Source organism: Pseudomonas hygromyciniae, from assembly GCF_016925675.1.
Classification (GTDB): Bacteria; Pseudomonadota; Gammaproteobacteria; order Pseudomonadales; family Pseudomonadaceae; genus Aquipseudomonas; species Aquipseudomonas hygromyciniae.
This window is the reverse complement of the sequence record NZ_CP070506.1, coordinates 610,696-626,173: the sequence shown is the minus strand read 5'-3', so window position 1 is coordinate 626,173 and position 15,478 is coordinate 610,696. Positions and strand designations below refer to the sequence as shown.

Genomic DNA, 15,478 nt, shown 5'->3' with positions numbered 1-15,478 from the left:
TTAACCGCGAAAAGCACTTTTCCTGACTCATCCGCCAGCTTCTTTGATCGACGGCGCACCGTTGTTACCCATCCTCGTGTCGAAAATACCCACCTCGGTGCAAACGCCCGTGCTTGAGAGCCGCGAGTTAGAGCCTCAGCGCAGAACAATCAATTCTGTTGATTATTACCATTGTGTTTATGAACTTTTATATCGAGTTATCGAGAGTAGCATTGGCTCCGTACCCACTTTATCGCCCTCCCAAGGAGCAACTCATCATGAAACGCCAATTACTGCTCAGTGTTGCACTCTCCGTCCTGGCCACCAGTGCTTTTGCCCTGCCAGCCGCAGAACAAGCCATTCCACAAATCAAATCTGACGCTGCACACATCAGCCAGACCGTTGCCGAAGGTGGCCGCGATCGCCTGGAACAAAAAGGTCTGGTTGAAGGGGGTTCCGAGCGTCTGCAACAACGCGAATTCGTCGCCGAAGGTGGCCGTGATCGCCTGGAACAAAAAGGCCTGGTTGAAGGCGGTTCCGAGCGTCTGCAACAACGCGAATTCGTCGCCGAAGGTGGCCGTGATCGCCTGGAACAAAAAGGCCTGGTTGAAGGTGGCTCGGACCGTCTGCAACAACGCGAATTCGTCGCCGAAGGCGGTTCCGACCGTCTGGATGAAATGCACAAAGCAACGAGCTAAGCCGGTGCTGGCCCTGAAAAAAGGTTCTTCACGGATTACCGGGAAAGACGCTCTTGATCTTCATGAAAAAGAATTCGCTGTCCCGGTAGCCGTACGCCATGCGCTTGATGACCTTTATTCGGTTGTTTATTCCTTCCAACTGCCCCGTGTGCATCGGCCAGCGAACTCGGCTTATGACGCCTCTCCAGTAGTTTTTCAGCCTTTTGGCGAACTGGATCAGAGCAGGTATCTCGCTTTCATGGGCGTGACGCAACCATTGCTTCCAGGCCGATCTCCAGTCCCAGGCAGTACTCGGCGACCACAGCGTTTTGAGTTCAGCCTTCATCAAGTAGACCGTCATCAACGATTGATTGGCCGCCAGCAAATCATGCAAGTGAACCTGCTGCTCCGGCTTTTTCAGGTTCTCCGGGTTGCGTAGCAACAGCCATCGCGCTTGTTTGATGACCTTTCGAGCGGGCTTGTCATGACGTAGCCGGTTAGCTTCATCGACACGGACTCGATCAATCACCTCTCGGCCATATTTGGCCACCACGTGGAACAGGTCATAGATCACTCGCGCTTTTGGACAATGTTGGCGAACTTCCAGATCAAAGGCCGTGTTCATGTCCATCGCCACCGCTTCGATTCGAGCACAACCCTCTGGCCCCAGTTCTTCGAAAAAGGGTCTGACCGCCGCCCGGCTGCGGCCTTCGCCGATCCACAGCACCCGCCGCGTATCCGCATCCAGCACCACACTCGCGTAACGATGACCTTTGAACAGCGCGAACTCATCCATCACCAGACGTCGCGGTTGCGCCTTCGGCAGGGCACTTAATGCCGCTTGCAAGGCTCGACGCTCTAGCAACCGAACGGTGTCCCAATGCAGTCCGAACATCTGCGCCACGTGTAGCGTGGGAAGACGCTCACAGGCTTGAATGACCGCCTCTGCCAGACGCCGCGTCATGCGGGCATAGCGATCCAACCAACTGACAGCTTCCATGCGTTTGCCACAGTCGCGACAACCAACGCGCCGGAGCAAAACGTTCAGGCGAACTGCGTGACCGAGAATGGGCAAATCGCGAATGACTCGCTTGCAATACTCATGCGTGGCTGAACAGGGTTTCTGGCACACGCCACAGGACGGGAATCGGTTGGCGTTGGGTGTCAGATCGATCTGGAGGTCGTCACCATCAGGCTTGATCGTGACGATAGAAAAGCCCTCCCAAAAGGGAAGGAAAGTATTAATATCGCGCATAAGAACGCCGGTTTGTTAGATGTGTTTGCTCGCACGAACATCATCAATCAAATCGGCGTTCTTGTTTCTGTGTTTCCCGGGATTCCGTGAAGAACCTGAAAAAAGCCCGATCCCCTGAGATCGGGCTTTGACTTTGTACAACCGGCAGCACCTTTGTCCTGTTTCAAGTTCGACGCCGGCAAAGTTGTTTTGCTAGAGTGCGTCGCTGTCCTTGTCTACAAAGCCCACCCGCCCATGCTCCCCCCGCGCCGAACAGAAGCAACAGACCCGCCTTGCCTTGATGGACGCAGCCCGCCATCTGATGGAGGGTGGCCGAGGGTTTGGCAGCCTGAGCCTGCGGGAAGTGGCCAAGAGCGCTGGGATCGTGCCCACCGGTTTTTACCGACACTTTGCCGATATGGACCAACTGGGCCTGGTGCTCGTCAGTGAGGTCGGCCAGACCTTTCGCGCAACCATCCGCCTGGTACGCCACAACGAATTTGTCATGGGTGGCATCATCGACGCCTCGGTGCGCATCTTCCTCGATGTGGTGACGGCCAACCGTTCGCAATTTTTGTTCCTGGCCCGCGAGCAATACGGCGGCTGCCTGGCCGTGCGCCAAGCCATCGGCGCCTTGCGCGAAGACATCACCTCGGACCTGGCGGCCGACCTGACGCTGATGCCCAAACTCCAGCACCTGGATGCCGAGGGCCTGCATGTGATGGCCGACCTGATCGTCAAGAGCGTGTTCGCCACCCTGCCCGACATCATCGACCCACCCGCCGCGGCCCTGCCGGCGCACCTGACGCCACAGGCCAAGATCACCCAGCAACTGCGCTTTATCTTTATCGGCCTCAAGCACTGGCAAGGCCTGGGCAGCACCGAGTAAAGCGATCAACGCACCGCGTGGAAACGCTTGGCCGTGGTGTAGTTTTTCTTCCAGTAATTGTTGGCCAGCGAGTCGATGCGCACGCTCTTGCCCTTGCGCGGCGAATGAATAAATTTACCCTCGCCCACATACAGGCCGACATGCCCGATCTGGCGACTGCCATTGGCCCGGAAAAACACCGCATCGCCGGGTTGCAGCGCGTTGCGCTTGATCGTCGCCGCCGTTGAACGGTGCATCGCCGCCGTGGTGCGCGGGATGACAATGTTGGCTTCGGTCTTGAACAGATAGACCAGCAAGCCGCTGCAATCAAACCCCTGCTCCTGGGAGGTGCCGCCCCAGGTGTAGGCGGTGCCCAGCAATTGATGGGCGCGGTCGATCACGTTCTCGATGGTCGGTTGCGGCACGGCCTGCAGCGAGGAACCGAACGGCGCCAGGCCAGTGTTGTTGCGCTTATTGAAGTTGGCCGAGGCCGATGAAGTGATGCCAAACAGACCGACAAGAACGACACATAAAAGTGACTTGAACATAATGAACGTCGCAATGGATTAAACACGGGGCGAAATCCTAGTAAAACGACGCGTAGCATGATGAACGGAAAATCCAAGATGCTCGTAGGACAAATCCCAAACATCACCACCGATAAATACCCCACGTTCAAATCGCCCAATTGGAGTGCCTGCACACCCCGTCGCGCACCAAATTGGATCACCCCCTTCCAGAACCCTCGCCCCGTTTAGTGGCGCAACGCCCCGCACCTACGGCGTTTTCCTACATTCAGCCTGGTTGGCAAGCCCCTTGCTCTAGCCTGTTTATCGCTCATAGCTGGAAACTTCCCGATGCTGGTGATCCACCGCAAAATTGCGCCCCAAAACACCTGGGCTGCGGAGTTGCTGCTGAACTTCGAGGCCCGCAGCAAAAGCCGCCTGCGCTGTTTCAGTGCCGAAGGCGAAGACGTCGGCCTGTTTTTGGAGCGTGGCCAGCCGCCGCTGCATGATGGTGAATTCCTACAGGCTGAAGACGGACGTGTCGTACGTGTCTGCGCGCGTCCTGAACAACTGCTGCACGTCACCTGTAGCAGCGCCTTCGAGTTGACCCGTGCGGCCTATCACCTAGGCAACCGCCATGTGGCCCTGCAAGTGGGTGACGGCTGGCTGCGCCTGCTCGATGACTACGTGCTCAAGGCCATGCTCGAGCAATTGGGCGCCCATACCCAAACCCTCGAAGCACCGTTCCAGCCAGAGCACGGCGCCTATGGTGGCGGTCATCATCACTCGCGCCATGGTGATGAAGACTTCAACTACCCGCCCAAACTGCACCAGTTCGGCGTGCGCCTGTGAACCCGGCCTGGGCGCTGCTGCGTCTGGCCAGTCCGCAATTGCCGATTGGCGGCTACAGCTACTCCCAAGGCCTGGAAATGGCCGTGGACAACGCCCGTGTCAGCAATGCCGCCAGCGCCCGACGCTGGATCAGCGACCAACTGTTGCTCAACCTCGCGCGCTTCGAAGCGCCGCTGCTGCTTGCCCATTGCCAGGCCGCTGCGGACCAGGACTGGGAGGCGCTGCGCCAACTGTGTGAAGAACACCGCGCCAGCCGCGAAACCCGCGAGCTGTTCCAGGAGAGCCGGCAAATGGGCTACTCCCTGCAACAACTGCTCAGCGGCCTGCCGGAGCTGGATGAGCCGGCCCGCCGTTTTCTCGACGCCACCCACGAACCCCATCTGGCCCTGGGCTGGGCACTGGCTGCACGCGCCTGGGCGATCAGCCCCGACGATGCCCTGGCCGCCTGGCTGTGGAGCTGGCTGGAAAACCAATTGGCGGTGCTGATGAAGACCCTGCCCCTGGGCCAACAGGCCGCCCAACGCCTGACCAGCGAACTGCTGCCGTTGCTGCAACAGGCCCAGCAGGACGCCAGCCAGCGCGATCCCCATCACTTTGGCAGCGCCGCGTTCGGCCTGTCCCTGGCATGCATGGCCCACGAGCGCCAGTACAGCCGCCTGTTCCGTTCCTAGGAGAGCCCCATGAACACACAACCCCTGCGCGTCGGTATCGGCGGCCCCGTTGGCTCCGGCAAGACCGCCCTGACCCTGGCGCTGTGCCTGGCCCTGCGTGATCGCTACAACCTGGCGGTGGTCACCAACGATATCTATACCCGCGAAGATGCCGATTTCCTGGTGCGCAACCAGGCACTGGCCCCCGAGCGGATCATCGGCGTAGAAACCGGCGGTTGCCCGCACACGGCCATTCGCGAAGACGCGTCGATCAACCTGGAAGCGGTGGACCAGTTGAACCGGCGCTTTCCAGGCCTCGACCTGATTCTGGTGGAGTCGGGCGGCGACAATCTGTCGGCCACCTTCAGCCCCGAACTGTCGGACCTGACGATCTACGTGATCGATGTGTCGGCCGGCGACAAGCTGCCGCGCAAGGGTGGGCCGGGGATCTGTAAGTCGGACCTGCTGGTGATCAACAAGATCGACCTGGCGCCGCTGGTCGGCGCCTCGCTGGAACTGATGAACAGCGACACCCAGCGCATGCGCGGCGGCAAGCCGTTTGTCTTCAGCAACCAGAAAACCGGCGTCGGCCTGGAAGAAATCGTCGCCTTTATCGAACGCCAAGGCCTGCTGAGCGCAGCCTGATCCCCTTACCAAGGAGCTGTTTATGAGCCTCAACAAACTGTTTGCCGCCGCCACCCTGCTACTGGCCCCGGCCCTGGCCTTTGCCCATCCGGGTCATGGCGACAATGGCCTGGTGGCCGGTATCAGCCATCCACTGGGCGGGCTGGACCATTTGCTGGCGATGCTGGCGGTTGGCCTGTGGGCGGCGCAGCAACAAGGCGCAGCGCGCTGGGCGCTGCCGTGTACTTTTGTCGGCACCATGCTGCTCGGCGGCGTGTTGGGTTTTGAAGGGTTGGCCCTGCCGGCCCTGGAAAGCGGGATTGCTGCGTCGGTGCTGGCCCTGGGCCTGGCGGTGGCCTTGGCGATTCGCCCACCGGTGGCGGTGGCCGTGGTTGCCACAGCCGTGTTTGCCCTGTTCCATGGCGTGGCACATGGCCTGGAGCTGCCGGACATGACCAGCCCTTGGGCGTATGCGGCCGGGTTTGTCGGGGCCACTGCTGTGCTGCACGCCGCCGGTTATGCCGTGGTGCGCTTGCTGCCAGCAGCCGCTGCGCCGCTGGTGCGGGTGGCGGGGGGCGGCTTCGGCGGCGACTGGGGTTTGGTTGCTGGCGGGCTGAATCATACAGTGCCTGTAAGGCACTCATCGCAGGCAAGCCAGCTCCCACATTTGAATGGGTTAACACTTCAAATAGGTGGGAGCGGGCTTGCCCGCGATAGCGGTCGCACAGACACCACCGATCACAAGCCTGCTACCATGCGCGGCAAACACCCCTGCCGTGACGACGCCAGCCGATGCCCATCGCTCCAAGCTCTGCCAACAAGCCTCAATTGAACGCTGTGCTCACGCACTTCAACGACCTGATCGTGCCGCTCTGGCAAGGTCCTGGCTGGAATGCCGAGCTGGCGTTGCCCTATGAGGCACTGGATGCCGATCACCGCCCCTTGCCCCCACAGCGCTACCGCGCCATGGCCTGTGCCCGGCAGTTGTACGTGTTTGCCAGCCTGATCGGCGAGCCGGGCCAGGATTTTGCCGAAGAACGTGCAGCGGCATTGTTTCGCTCGCTACAGCGGCACTTCCACGACGCCGAGCATGGCGGCTGGTTCTACAGCATCGACCCGCACGGCAAACCGCTGGACAAGCGCAAAGACCTGTATACCCACGCGTTTATCATCTTCGCCTGCGCCCATTACTGGGCCAAGGTCCGTGAGCCGCTGGTGGAGTCGGTGCTCAATGCTGCCCTGGAAGTCGTCGCCGAACGCTTTGCCACGGGCGACGGCCTGTATGAAGCGGTAGTGGAGCGCAACTGGTCGTCCCTCAAGTCCGGCCCGCTGCAGAACCCGCTGATGCATCTGGCCGAAGGCTTCCTCGCCACCCTCGCGGTGCGTGAAGACGCGGCGGTGCAACAGGCGCTGCTGGCATTGGCGACGGCCATGCAGCAGCGTTTCATCGAGCGCCAGCATGGCGTGATGATGGAGAAGCCGCTGGGCGCTGTGGATAACTGGTTCGAACCGGGGCACCAGTTCGAGTGGTTCTTCCTGCTCGAATCCTCGCCCGTACTGCGTGGCACAGCGCTGCATGCGTCGCTGAGCCGGGCATTTGCCTATGCCGAGCAAACCGGTGTGGATAACTTGAGCGGCGCCGTCAGTGGCATGTTGGCGCTGGACGGTACCGTGCGTGACGGCACCCAACGCATCTGGGCCCAGGCCGAGTATTTGCGCGCGCTGACGCTGCGGCCAGGCAGCGAAGCGGTGCTGGAGCGCCAGTTGCTGGCGTTGCAGCAGCATTTCTTGCATGCCAGGGGCTGGAATGAGTGCCTGGATGCCAAGGGAGAGGTGAGCCGGCGGGATATGCCTTCGACTACGCCCTACCATTTGGCGACGTGCTATCAGGGCCTGATCAAACATCAGGGCTGATCTTTGCGGCCCTATCGCAGGCAAGCCAGCTCCCACACTTGACCGAGTTCCATCTTTGGAATGCAGTCGAATGTGGGAGCTGGCTTGCCTGCGATGGCCGCACCGCGGTCTAACTGACTATCAGGCAATCCACTTGCGATCGCCGGTAAAGCTGATGGTCAACCAACGCGCCTTGTCCGCCGCGCCCAGCCCTGTGGATATCTCTTCACGCAGCTCATCGAGCGTTGCGACTTTATCCAGCGGGTAGTCAGCTGGCAGCACCACATGAATCTCGATAAACCGTGCCCGCCCGTGTTTCTGCACGTAGGACACGTAGTCCTCGAAACCGTGCCGGGCCTGGACCGCGTCCATCACTTCGCGCACTTTGTCGTCCAACTGGTCCGGGGCAATCCCCAGCACATCGCGCAAGGCCGGGCGCAGGATCTTCAAGGCCGGCGCCAGCATGCTCAGGGCCAGTAGAATCAGGATCAAGGGGTCGACATACACCGCCCACTCGCCATAGCCCTGGGACTTGAGCAGCAGCGCGGCCAGGAAGCTCACCAGCAAGCCCACGGAGAGCATCGCGTCCACCAGCCAACTGATGTTGTCGAACTGGATCAGCGACGACTGCAGCGTGCGGTTGCGGTGGCGCACATAGAAGAAATAGGCGAACTCGACCACGGTAAACACCGCGGCATAGATGATCACCAGCCCCAACTCGATCTCGCGCCCGCCATTGATAATGCCGAACACACCGTTGAGAAACGCGTAGATGGCGATCAACAGCAGGAAACTGCCCTCGATCAGCAGCACCATGGGTTCCAGGTGCCAGTAGCCGAACTGGAAGCGGTCGTTGCTTTTCTTGGCGATGAGCTTGGCCGTAATCAGCATCAGCACTTTGATAAAGGTCGCGATCAGCGAGAAAAAGCCATCGAATAAAATGGATTGGGCGCCTGATATCACACCCGTGACAATCCCGGCGATCGCCACGGCGAACATCAGGATGGTCGATTGTTTGAGCAGTGCCTGCTCACCTCGGTTACTCACATATCCTCCTGTCAAAACCTTTAAACCGCTGGGTGCGGTGGGGTTTTCAGGGGCGGAGTGTACCTTATGCCCTGTTTTGACCGATCTGACGCCTTCGTGGGCAAGTCGAATCGTCGCACCAAAGGTGCCACTACTCGACTTGCCCACGAAATAGGCGACGCGGTCTCAAGCCTTACTTGGCCCCACGCTCAATCGCAAACCCCGCCCAGGTCTGGCTCACGGGCATCAGTTCCAGACGGTTGATGTTCACGTGCGCCGGGGTGTTCATCACCCAGAAGATGGTGTCGGCAATGTCCTGTGGCTGGATCGGCTCGGCGCCAGCGTAGGTGGCGTCGTAACGCGCCTGGTCGCCACCAAAGCGCACCAGGGAGAACTCGCTCTCGCACAGGCCCGGTTCGATGTTGGTCACCCGCACGCCGGTGCCTTGCAGGTCGCAGCGCAGGTTCAGGGAGAACTGTTTGACGAATGCCTTGGAGCCGCCATACACATGGCTGCCCGGGTACGGGTAGTTGCCGGCGATGGAGCCCAGGTTGATGATCCCGGCACCACGGCCATGGGCGATCAGGCGCGGCAGCAGCAGGCTGGTGGTGGTCAGCAGGCCCTTGATGTTGGTGTCGACCATGGTTTCCCAATCGTCGAGGCTGCATTTAGGCGCCGGGTCAGTGCCCACCGCCAGGCCGGCGTTGTTGATCAGCCCGCGCAGTTTGCTGAACGACGGTGGCAGGTTGGCAATTGCCTCTTCCATGCCCTTGCGGTCACGCACGTCCACTACCAGGCCATGCACCTCGGTCTGCTTGGAAAGCTCTTCGACCAGGGCATTCAAGCGCTCGGCACGCCGACCGGTGAGCACCAGTTTCCAGCCGGCCTCAGCGAAGCGACGGGCACAGGCTTCGCCGAAACCTGAGGTTGCGCCAGTAATAAACAGCGTGTTGGACATGGTGTTCTCCTTGCGGGCATCGAGAAAAAATCAGCCAGCAGAATGCCCTTACGCCGCCGTCGCGGCAACCGCTATGCACACAATCCCATGCACACCTGGTCATTTTTTAACCACCCAACGTAAAGCCTTATGAACCGTGGCTTACAGCCATGTGCGCGCAGGTTATCCACAGCTGCGCCCACAGTCTTTGGGGGCAACTGCAAAACCCTCCAGGCCGCTATGTACAAGGCTTTCAGCGCGATTCAAAAAGTTTTTTGCTTGACCTTGGAACCGCCCTATGTAGGCCTGTGCAAAGCAACGCGCCGAGGGACATGGCTCCAGACCAGTAAATCCGGCCCCTACGAAGGTCTTTCCAGAGTTTAACCACAGACTTATCCACAGGCTTGGCGGTCATGTTTCAGTCATATACCTGTGTCTATGAACAGGTTGACAAAACCTGCGACCCGCCACAAAAAAGCGCCTGCTCAAAAAACAACCACCACGCTGCAGGCCACGTAAATAAAGGCGTGCAGCCAGCTACTCCCATGTTACCCACAGCCGGTTCCACAGTGGATGGGGACAAGTCATTTGTGTGACAAAACAGGGATTTGCGGCGGCTATATGTCGCGCTTTGGCAGGTGTGTGGATTTGTTTTCCACAATTTGCTGGTGTGCTTGAGAACACCCTAAAACACTGTGGGAGCGGGCTTGCTCGCGATAGCGGTGTGTCAGCCGAATAAGAGCTCAACTGACACACCGCTATCGCGAGCAAGCCCGCTCCCACAGGGGTCTTGCGTACAGCTTGTGATTATCTAGTGCCCGCCGAGGTAGGCGTTGCGCACTTCCTCGTTCACCAGCAGATCCTTGCCAGTACCGGTCAGGCGGATCTCACCGTTGACCATCACATACGCCCGGTCAGACAGGCGCAGCGCATGGTTGGCGTTCTGCTCGACCAAAAAGATGGTCATCCCGGTGGCGGCCAACTCGCGCAGCGTGGCAAAAATCTGCTTCACCACGATCGGCGCCAACCCCAGGCTTGGCTCATCGAGCAGCAACAGCTTGGGCCGGCTCATCAGCGCCCGAGCGATGGCAAGCATTTGCTGTTCGCCACCGGACATGGTCATTGCACGCTGGTTGCGCCGCTCCTTGAGGCGTGGAAACAGCTCGAACATGCGTTGCATATCTTCGCTGGCGTGCTTGTCACCAATGGGGATGGTGCCCATCAGCAGGTTCTCCTCGACGGTCATGTCGGGGAACACCCGCCGCCCTTCCGGGGACTGGGCGATACCGTTGGAGGCGATGTAGTGGGACGACTTGTGGGTAATGTCCACGCCCTGATACAGGATCTGCCCGGACTCGGCGCGCGGCTGGCCGAAGATCGACATCAGCAGCGTGGACTTGCCCGCGCCGTTGGAGCCGATCAGGCTCACGGTCTCGCCTTCGTCGATGTGCAGCGAGACTTTCTTCAGGGCCTGGATCGGGCCGTAAAACACGTCCAGGTCCTTCATTTCGAGGATAGGTGTGCTCATACCAACTCCTCTTCATCGGCACCCAGGTAGGCCGCGATCACTTTCGGGTCGTTGCGGATCGCTTCCGGCCCACCCTCGGCGATGACGTTGCCGTGGTCCAGCACCACAATGTGGTCGGAAATACTCATCACCATGCCCATGTCGTGCTCGATCAGTACCACTGTGAGGTCGTGTTCGTCGCGCAGCAGGCGAATCATCGCGCTGAGGGCTTCGGTTTCCTGGGGGTTGAGGCCCGCTGCCGGTTCGTCCAGACAGATGATCTGCGGCCGGGTGCACATGGCGCGGGCGATTTCCAGGCGCCGCTGCTGGCCGTAGGAGAGTTCTCCAGCCAGGCGGTTGGCGCAGTCCACCAGATCCACCACTTCCAACCAGTAGAAGGCGTGGTCCAGTGCATCGCTTTCGGCCTTGCGGTAGCCCTTGGTGTTGAGGATGCCCGCCAGCATGTTGCGGTTGACCCACATGTGCTGGGCCACCAGCAGGTTTTCCACTACAGACATTTCCTTGAACAGGCGAATATTCTGGAACGTGCGGGCCAGGCCCGCGCGGTTCACCAGGTGGGTGCCGCCGAACATTTTGTAGTACACCCGGCTGAAAAAGCTCTTGGGCGAAACGAAGTCGGTGGGTTTGAAGCGCTCGCCGAGCAACTGGATCACGTTGGTCTGCTTGCCGCGTATGTTGAGTTCGATCTTGCCGCCGCTGGCCGTATAAAAACCGGTCAGGCAGTTGAACACCGTGGTCTTGCCGGCGCCGTTGGGGCCGATCAGGGCGAAGATCGAGTTGCGTTCGACCTTGAGGCTCACATCGCTCAAGGCCTTGATGCCACCGAAGTGCATCATCAGGTGTTCCACGTTGAGAACGACTTCCTTGCTCATGGAGCCACCCCCTTGCGCGGTGTCACACCGGTACGGCTGATCCGGATCAGGCCCCTTGGCCGCCAGATCATCATCACCACCATCAGCACGCCAAACAGCAACACCCGGTATTCGGAGAAGCTGCGCAGCAACTCAGGCGCGACAGTCAGCACGAAGGCGGCAATCACCACGCCCACCGTCGAGCCCATGCCGCCCAGCACCACAATGGCGAGGATCAACGCCGACTCGAAGAAGGTGAACGAAGACGGGTTGACGAAGCCCTGGTAGCTGGCAAAGAACACACCGGCCAGGCCAGCAGTGGACGCACCAATGGTGAACGCCGAAAGCTTCACCAGCACGTGGTTCAAGCCCATGGAGCGGCAGGCGATCTCATCTTCACGCAAGGCTTCCCAGGCGCGGCCCACCGGCATGCGGGTCAGGCGATGCTTGATGTACAGCACCAGCAGCACTACCAGAAACAGCACGATGTAGATGAACAGGAACTTCACGTTGGGGTTATAGGCAATGCCGAAGAACTCATGGAACGGCACCCCGCCCTCCTTGGCCCGCCGGCCGAATTCCAGGCCGAGGAACGTCGGCGATGGCACCGGCATGCCGTTCGGCCCACCGGTAAACGACAGCCAGTTATTGAGTACCAGGCGGATGATCTCACCAAAACCCAGGGTCACGATGGCCAGGTAGTCACCGTGCATTCGCAACACCGGGAACCCGAGGATGCACCCCGCAAGCGCCGCAGCGATGGCCGCCAGTGGCAGCACCGTCCAGAATCCCAGGCCCAGGTATTGGTAACCCAGGGCCAGGCCATAGGCGCCGATGGCGTAGAACGCCACGTAACCCAGATCAAGCAACCCGGCCAGGCCGACCACAATGTTCAGGCCCAGGCCCAGCAACACGTAGATCAGCCCGAGGATCACCACGGTCAGCAGGTACTTGTTGGCAAAGAACGGGAACACGATGGCGATCACGATCAACGCCGGGATGATCCAGCGCAGCCGCGACTTGTAGTCCGGCGCCAGCACATGCACGCCGGAGCCCGAGGTTTCAAAACCCTGGAGAATCTTCAAGCCCTTGGGGGTTTGCAGGAACAGGCTCATGACCAGGCGCCCGGCCATGACAATGGCAACCAGCAGGCCCACGCGGGCCGGTTCCAGGTTGAAGCTGTAGCCGTCCAGGACCACGCCGACGATAGGACCGAACACGATCAGGGAAATCAGCCCGGCGAGGACCGCATCGACCACACTTTTCTTGATATCGATAGATTTGGCAGCAGACATGTTTACACCTTCGCCACGAGCGGGCGACCAAGCAGGCCCTGGGGACGGAAAATCAGAATCACCACCAGCAGGGAGAAACTGAACACGTCTTTGTAGTCAGAGTTGATCAACCCCGAGAACAGCGACTCGGAAATCCCCAGGATAATCCCGCCCAACATCGCCCCAGGCAGGGAGCCGATGCCGCCGAGTACCGCTGCGGTAAATGCCTTGATGCCGATGATAAAGCCGGCATAGAAGTCGAACGTGCCGTAGTTCAGGGTGATCAGCACACCGGCCAGGGCCGCCATGGCCGCACCGATGACAAACACGTAGGAGATCACGCGGTCGGTGTTGATTCCCAGGATCGAGGCCATCTTGCGGTCTTGCTGGGTCGCGCGGCACATGCGGCCCAGCTTGGTGTACTTGATGATGTAGGTCAGCAGCGCCATGCCGGCAAAGGCCGCGACCAGGATAAACACCTTGGTGTAGGTCAACTGTACGAACCCGGTGCCGATATCGACGCGCCAGGCGCCGGCCAGCAGGGTGGGAATGCCTTGTTGCTTGGCGCCCTGGGCGATCTGTGCATAGTTCTGCAGGATCAACGAGATCCCGATGGCACTGATCAGCGGGGCCAGGCGGGTGGAGTTGCGCAACGGTTTGTAGGCGACACGTTCGATGACCCAGCCGTAGACGCCGGTGACGACGACGGTGAATATCAGGGTGCCGAGAATGAGCAGCGGGAAGGATTCGAGGCCGAAGTAAGCCAGCAGTGCCAGACTGATCGCCGCGAGGTAAGCGGAAATCATATAAACCTCGCCGTGGGCGAAGTTGATCATGCCAATGATGCCATAGACCATTGTGTAGCCGATGGCGATCAGGCCATAGACCGACCCGAGGGTCAGGCCGTTGACCAGTTGCTGCAGGAAAATACCATCCATAACGCAATCTCACGCGGTGAGAACCTGCACACCATCAGGTGTGCGGCCCTTCTGGAGGAAAACAGAGGATTAGCCACGTTCCTTGTAGGAGCGAGCTTGCTCGCGAAAAACCCGAGAGCGATGCGGACATTCAGGATGCCTGCGTCATCGTTAACGCTCTTCGCGAGCAAGCTCGCTCCTACAGGAAGATGCCGTCAGTTCGGATTACTTCTGTTTTTCCAACTGGTGGTATTTGCCGTCCTTGTCCCACTGGTACACCACGTAGTCGGAGACCTTCAGGTCGCCCTTGGTATCCCATTCTTTCTTGCCCATCACGGTTTGCACCGGATTGGCCTTGAGCCACTTGGCCGCGTCTTCACCCTTGTTGGACTTGGCGCCATTGAAACCGGCCGCCAGGGCCTGGATCGAAGCGTAGGCGTACAGGGTGTAGCCTTCAGGCTCAGTGCCGTTTTTACGGAACTCTTCGACCACCGCCTTGCTGTCTGGCAGCAGGCGCGGGTCGGCGCCGAAGGTCATGTAGACGCCATCGACGTACTGCGCACCGCCGGCGGTCGCCACCAGTTCGTCGGTCACGACACCATCGTCGGACATGAACTTGACGTCCTTGAGGCCGGCTTCACGGATCTGGCGTACCAGTGGACCGGCTTCCGGATGCAGGCCGCCGAAGTACACCACGTCAGCACCCAGGGAGCGGATCTTGGTGACCAGGGCGCTGAAGTCTTTCTCGCCACGGGTCAGGCCTTCTTCCAGCACCGGTTTGACGCCGCGCTTGGTCAACTGGGCTGCGGTGGCATCGGCCAGGCCTTTGCCGTAGGTGTCCTTGTCGTTGATGACGGCGACTTTCTTGCCCTTGAGCACGTCGACAATGTAGTCACCGGCCACGATGCCCTGCTGGTCGTCACGCCCGCACATACGGAACATGGCGCCTAGGCCACGTTCGGTGACTTGTGGGTTGGTGGAGCCTGGAGTGATGGCGATGATGCCCGCTTCGTCGTACACCTCGGAGGCTGGAATGGTGTTCGAGGAGCAGAAGTGCCCGACCACGCCGATCACTTTGTCCTGGTCAGCCAGGCGGTTGGCCACGGCCACGGCCTGCTTGGGTTCGCACGCATCGTCGCCCGCCACCAGCTTGATCTGCTCGCCGTTGATCCCGCCCGCCTTGTTGATCACATCGGCTGCCGCCTGGGCACCTTTCATGTACTGCTCACCGAAGGCTGCGTTGGCGCCCGTCATCGGCCCCGCCACGCCAATCTTCACATCAGCTTGAACAAACGTAGAAACACCCAGCGCGGCAGCTACCGCGAGGGCCAGGAAACCTTTCTTGTAAAACGTCTGGGACATGAGTGGTGCTCCGAGTTTTTTATTGAATGGGCACTGCAATTTCACTTCAAACTTTCACTTGAAACCTTCACTGGAAAGCTGAGAGCAAGCAGCGTGCCATTGCGTTTTTTTATTTCAGAAAGACACGGTGTCATTGTTATTACAGGTGTTTCGGTGCCTTTTTGGCGGGACGTGCAACCCTCTAACTCACAGAGGTGCAACCAAGGTGAAAAAAAGGTAAAACCCGCTCGATGAACTGATGTCAGCCAGCCATCAAGCGCGCCTTAGAGCATCTGTAACCATGTGCGTAACGGAAGTGCA

General features: G+C 59.8%; 15 protein-coding genes and 1 pseudogene. 7 read left to right on the top strand and 9 right to left on the bottom strand.

All coding sequences use genetic code 11. The features are described from left to right. The first annotated feature begins 257 nt into the window (after positions 1-257). The gene (locus JTY93_RS02640) at positions 258-677 is read left to right on the top strand and encodes a hypothetical protein (protein ID WP_205518970.1); all 420 of its coding nucleotides are present in this window, start codon (positions 258-260) and stop codon (positions 675-677) included. A gap of 28 nt (positions 678-705) precedes the next feature. On the opposite strand, the gene JTY93_RS02635 is transcribed toward JTY93_RS02640, so the two are convergent. Then, the gene (locus JTY93_RS02635) at positions 706-1,911 is read right to left on the bottom strand and encodes an ISL3 family transposase (protein ID WP_205480964.1); all 1,206 of its coding nucleotides are present in this window, start codon (positions 1,909-1,911) and stop codon (positions 706-708) included. Between the two features lie 280 nt (positions 1,912-2,191). Between JTY93_RS02635 and JTY93_RS02630 the strand changes: the two genes are divergently transcribed. Continuing rightward, positions 2,192-2,779 (top strand): TetR family transcriptional regulator, encoded by a 588-nt coding sequence (locus JTY93_RS02630; protein ID WP_205519031.1) that lies wholly within the window; start codon positions 2,192-2,194, stop codon positions 2,777-2,779. A 5-nt stretch (positions 2,780-2,784) separates the two neighbouring features. Here JTY93_RS02630 and JTY93_RS02625 read toward each other — a convergent pair whose 3' ends face one another. After that, positions 2,785-3,306 carry a C40 family peptidase gene (locus JTY93_RS02625; RefSeq protein ID WP_205480621.1) on the bottom strand — a complete coding sequence of 174 codons (522 nt, stop codon included), beginning with the start codon at positions 3,304-3,306 and terminating at the stop codon, positions 2,785-2,787. A 309-nt stretch (positions 3,307-3,615) separates the two neighbouring features. Between JTY93_RS02625 and ureE the strand changes: the two genes are divergently transcribed. The 5 genes and pseudogenes from ureE (at position 3,616) to JTY93_RS02600 (ending at position 7,304) form a co-directional block, all read left to right on the top strand. Next, complete coding sequence (ureE, locus tag JTY93_RS02620) at positions 3,616-4,116, top strand: urease accessory protein UreE (protein WP_205480619.1); 501 nt, start codon at positions 3,616-3,618, stop codon at positions 4,114-4,116. After that, complete coding sequence (locus tag JTY93_RS02615) at positions 4,113-4,787, top strand: urease accessory protein UreF (protein WP_205480617.1); 675 nt, start codon at positions 4,113-4,115, stop codon at positions 4,785-4,787. Before ureE ends, JTY93_RS02615 begins: the two co-directional genes overlap by 4 nt. 9 nt (positions 4,788-4,796) lie before the next feature. Then, entirely contained in the window at positions 4,797-5,411 is a 615-nt protein-coding gene (gene ureG, locus JTY93_RS02610; RefSeq protein WP_029300789.1) for an urease accessory protein UreG, read from the top strand. Positions 5,412-5,433: 22 nt separating this feature from the next. Beyond that, a pseudogene (locus JTY93_RS02605) lies at positions 5,434-6,007 on the top strand (HupE/UreJ family protein). Between the two features lie 175 nt (positions 6,008-6,182). Continuing rightward, positions 6,183-7,304, top strand: a complete 1,122-nt coding sequence (locus tag JTY93_RS02600) for an AGE family epimerase/isomerase (RefSeq protein WP_205480613.1) — start codon at positions 6,183-6,185, stop codon at positions 7,302-7,304. Positions 7,305-7,424: 120 nt separating this feature from the next. On the opposite strand, the gene JTY93_RS02595 is transcribed toward JTY93_RS02600, so the two are convergent. The 7 genes from JTY93_RS02595 to JTY93_RS02565 all read right to left on the bottom strand — a co-directional run bounded on the left by JTY93_RS02595 (position 7,425) and on the right by JTY93_RS02565 (position 15,178). Next, complete coding sequence (locus JTY93_RS02595) at positions 7,425-8,330, bottom strand: cation diffusion facilitator family transporter (RefSeq protein WP_205480610.1); 906 nt, start codon at positions 8,328-8,330, stop codon at positions 7,425-7,427. A 172-nt stretch (positions 8,331-8,502) separates the two neighbouring features. Then, positions 8,503-9,267: an SDR family oxidoreductase gene (locus JTY93_RS02590; RefSeq protein WP_057437457.1), complete on the bottom strand. Its 765-nt coding sequence runs from the start codon at positions 9,265-9,267 to the stop codon at positions 8,503-8,505. Between the two features lie 790 nt (positions 9,268-10,057). Continuing rightward, positions 10,058-10,774: an ABC transporter ATP-binding protein gene (locus tag JTY93_RS02585; RefSeq protein ID WP_169998515.1), complete on the bottom strand. Its 717-nt coding sequence runs from the start codon at positions 10,772-10,774 to the stop codon at positions 10,058-10,060. Continuing rightward, on the bottom strand, positions 10,771-11,646 hold the full coding sequence (locus JTY93_RS02580; protein ID WP_029300504.1) for an ABC transporter ATP-binding protein: 876 nt from the start codon (positions 11,644-11,646) through the stop codon (positions 10,771-10,773). The genes JTY93_RS02585 and JTY93_RS02580 overlap by 4 nt, the downstream gene beginning before the upstream one ends. After that, on the bottom strand, positions 11,643-12,920 hold the full coding sequence (gene livM / locus JTY93_RS02575) for a high-affinity branched-chain amino acid ABC transporter permease LivM (RefSeq protein ID WP_169904761.1): 1,278 nt from the start codon (positions 12,918-12,920) through the stop codon (positions 11,643-11,645). The genes JTY93_RS02580 and livM overlap by 4 nt, the downstream gene beginning before the upstream one ends. A gap of 2 nt (positions 12,921-12,922) precedes the next feature. Further along, on the bottom strand, positions 12,923-13,837 hold the full coding sequence (locus JTY93_RS02570; RefSeq protein WP_029300506.1) for an ABC transporter permease subunit: 915 nt from the start codon (positions 13,835-13,837) through the stop codon (positions 12,923-12,925). A 204-nt stretch (positions 13,838-14,041) separates the two neighbouring features. Further along, positions 14,042-15,178, bottom strand: coding sequence for a branched-chain amino acid ABC transporter substrate-binding protein (locus JTY93_RS02565; protein ID WP_104911477.1), 1,137 nt, complete (start codon positions 15,176-15,178; stop codon positions 14,042-14,044). Positions 15,179-15,478: the final 300 nt, after the last annotated feature.

Bases quoted from the DNA above. Each gene is read 5' to 3' on its own strand.
- JTY93_RS02640 (WP_205518970.1), top strand. From the start codon at position 258: ATGAAACGCCAATTACTGCTCAGTGTTGCACTCTCCGTCCTGGCCACC.
- JTY93_RS02635 (WP_205480964.1), bottom strand. From the start codon at position 1,911: ATGCGCGATATTAATACTTTCCTTCCCTTTTGGGAGGGCTTTTCTATC.
- JTY93_RS02630 (WP_205519031.1), top strand. From the start codon at position 2,192: ATGGACGCAGCCCGCCATCTGATGGAGGGTGGCCGAGGGTTTGGCAGC.
- JTY93_RS02625 (WP_205480621.1), bottom strand. From the start codon at position 3,306: ATGTTCAAGTCACTTTTATGTGTCGTTCTTGTCGGTCTGTTTGGCATC.
- ureE (WP_205480619.1), top strand. From the start codon at position 3,616: ATGCTGGTGATCCACCGCAAAATTGCGCCCCAAAACACCTGGGCTGCG.
- ureG (WP_029300789.1), top strand. From the start codon at position 4,797: ATGAACACACAACCCCTGCGCGTCGGTATCGGCGGCCCCGTTGGCTCC.
- JTY93_RS02600 (WP_205480613.1), top strand. From the start codon at position 6,183: ATGCCCATCGCTCCAAGCTCTGCCAACAAGCCTCAATTGAACGCTGTG.
- JTY93_RS02590 (WP_057437457.1), bottom strand. From the start codon at position 9,267: ATGTCCAACACGCTGTTTATTACTGGCGCAACCTCAGGTTTCGGCGAA.
- JTY93_RS02585 (WP_169998515.1), bottom strand. From the start codon at position 10,774: ATGAGCACACCTATCCTCGAAATGAAGGACCTGGACGTGTTTTACGGC.
- JTY93_RS02580 (WP_029300504.1), bottom strand. From the start codon at position 11,646: ATGAGCAAGGAAGTCGTTCTCAACGTGGAACACCTGATGATGCACTTC.
- livM (WP_169904761.1), bottom strand. From the start codon at position 12,920: ATGTCTGCTGCCAAATCTATCGATATCAAGAAAAGTGTGGTCGATGCG.
- JTY93_RS02570 (WP_029300506.1), bottom strand. From the start codon at position 13,837: ATGGATGGTATTTTCCTGCAGCAACTGGTCAACGGCCTGACCCTCGGG.
- JTY93_RS02565 (WP_104911477.1), bottom strand. From the start codon at position 15,178: ATGTCCCAGACGTTTTACAAGAAAGGTTTCCTGGCCCTCGCGGTAGCT.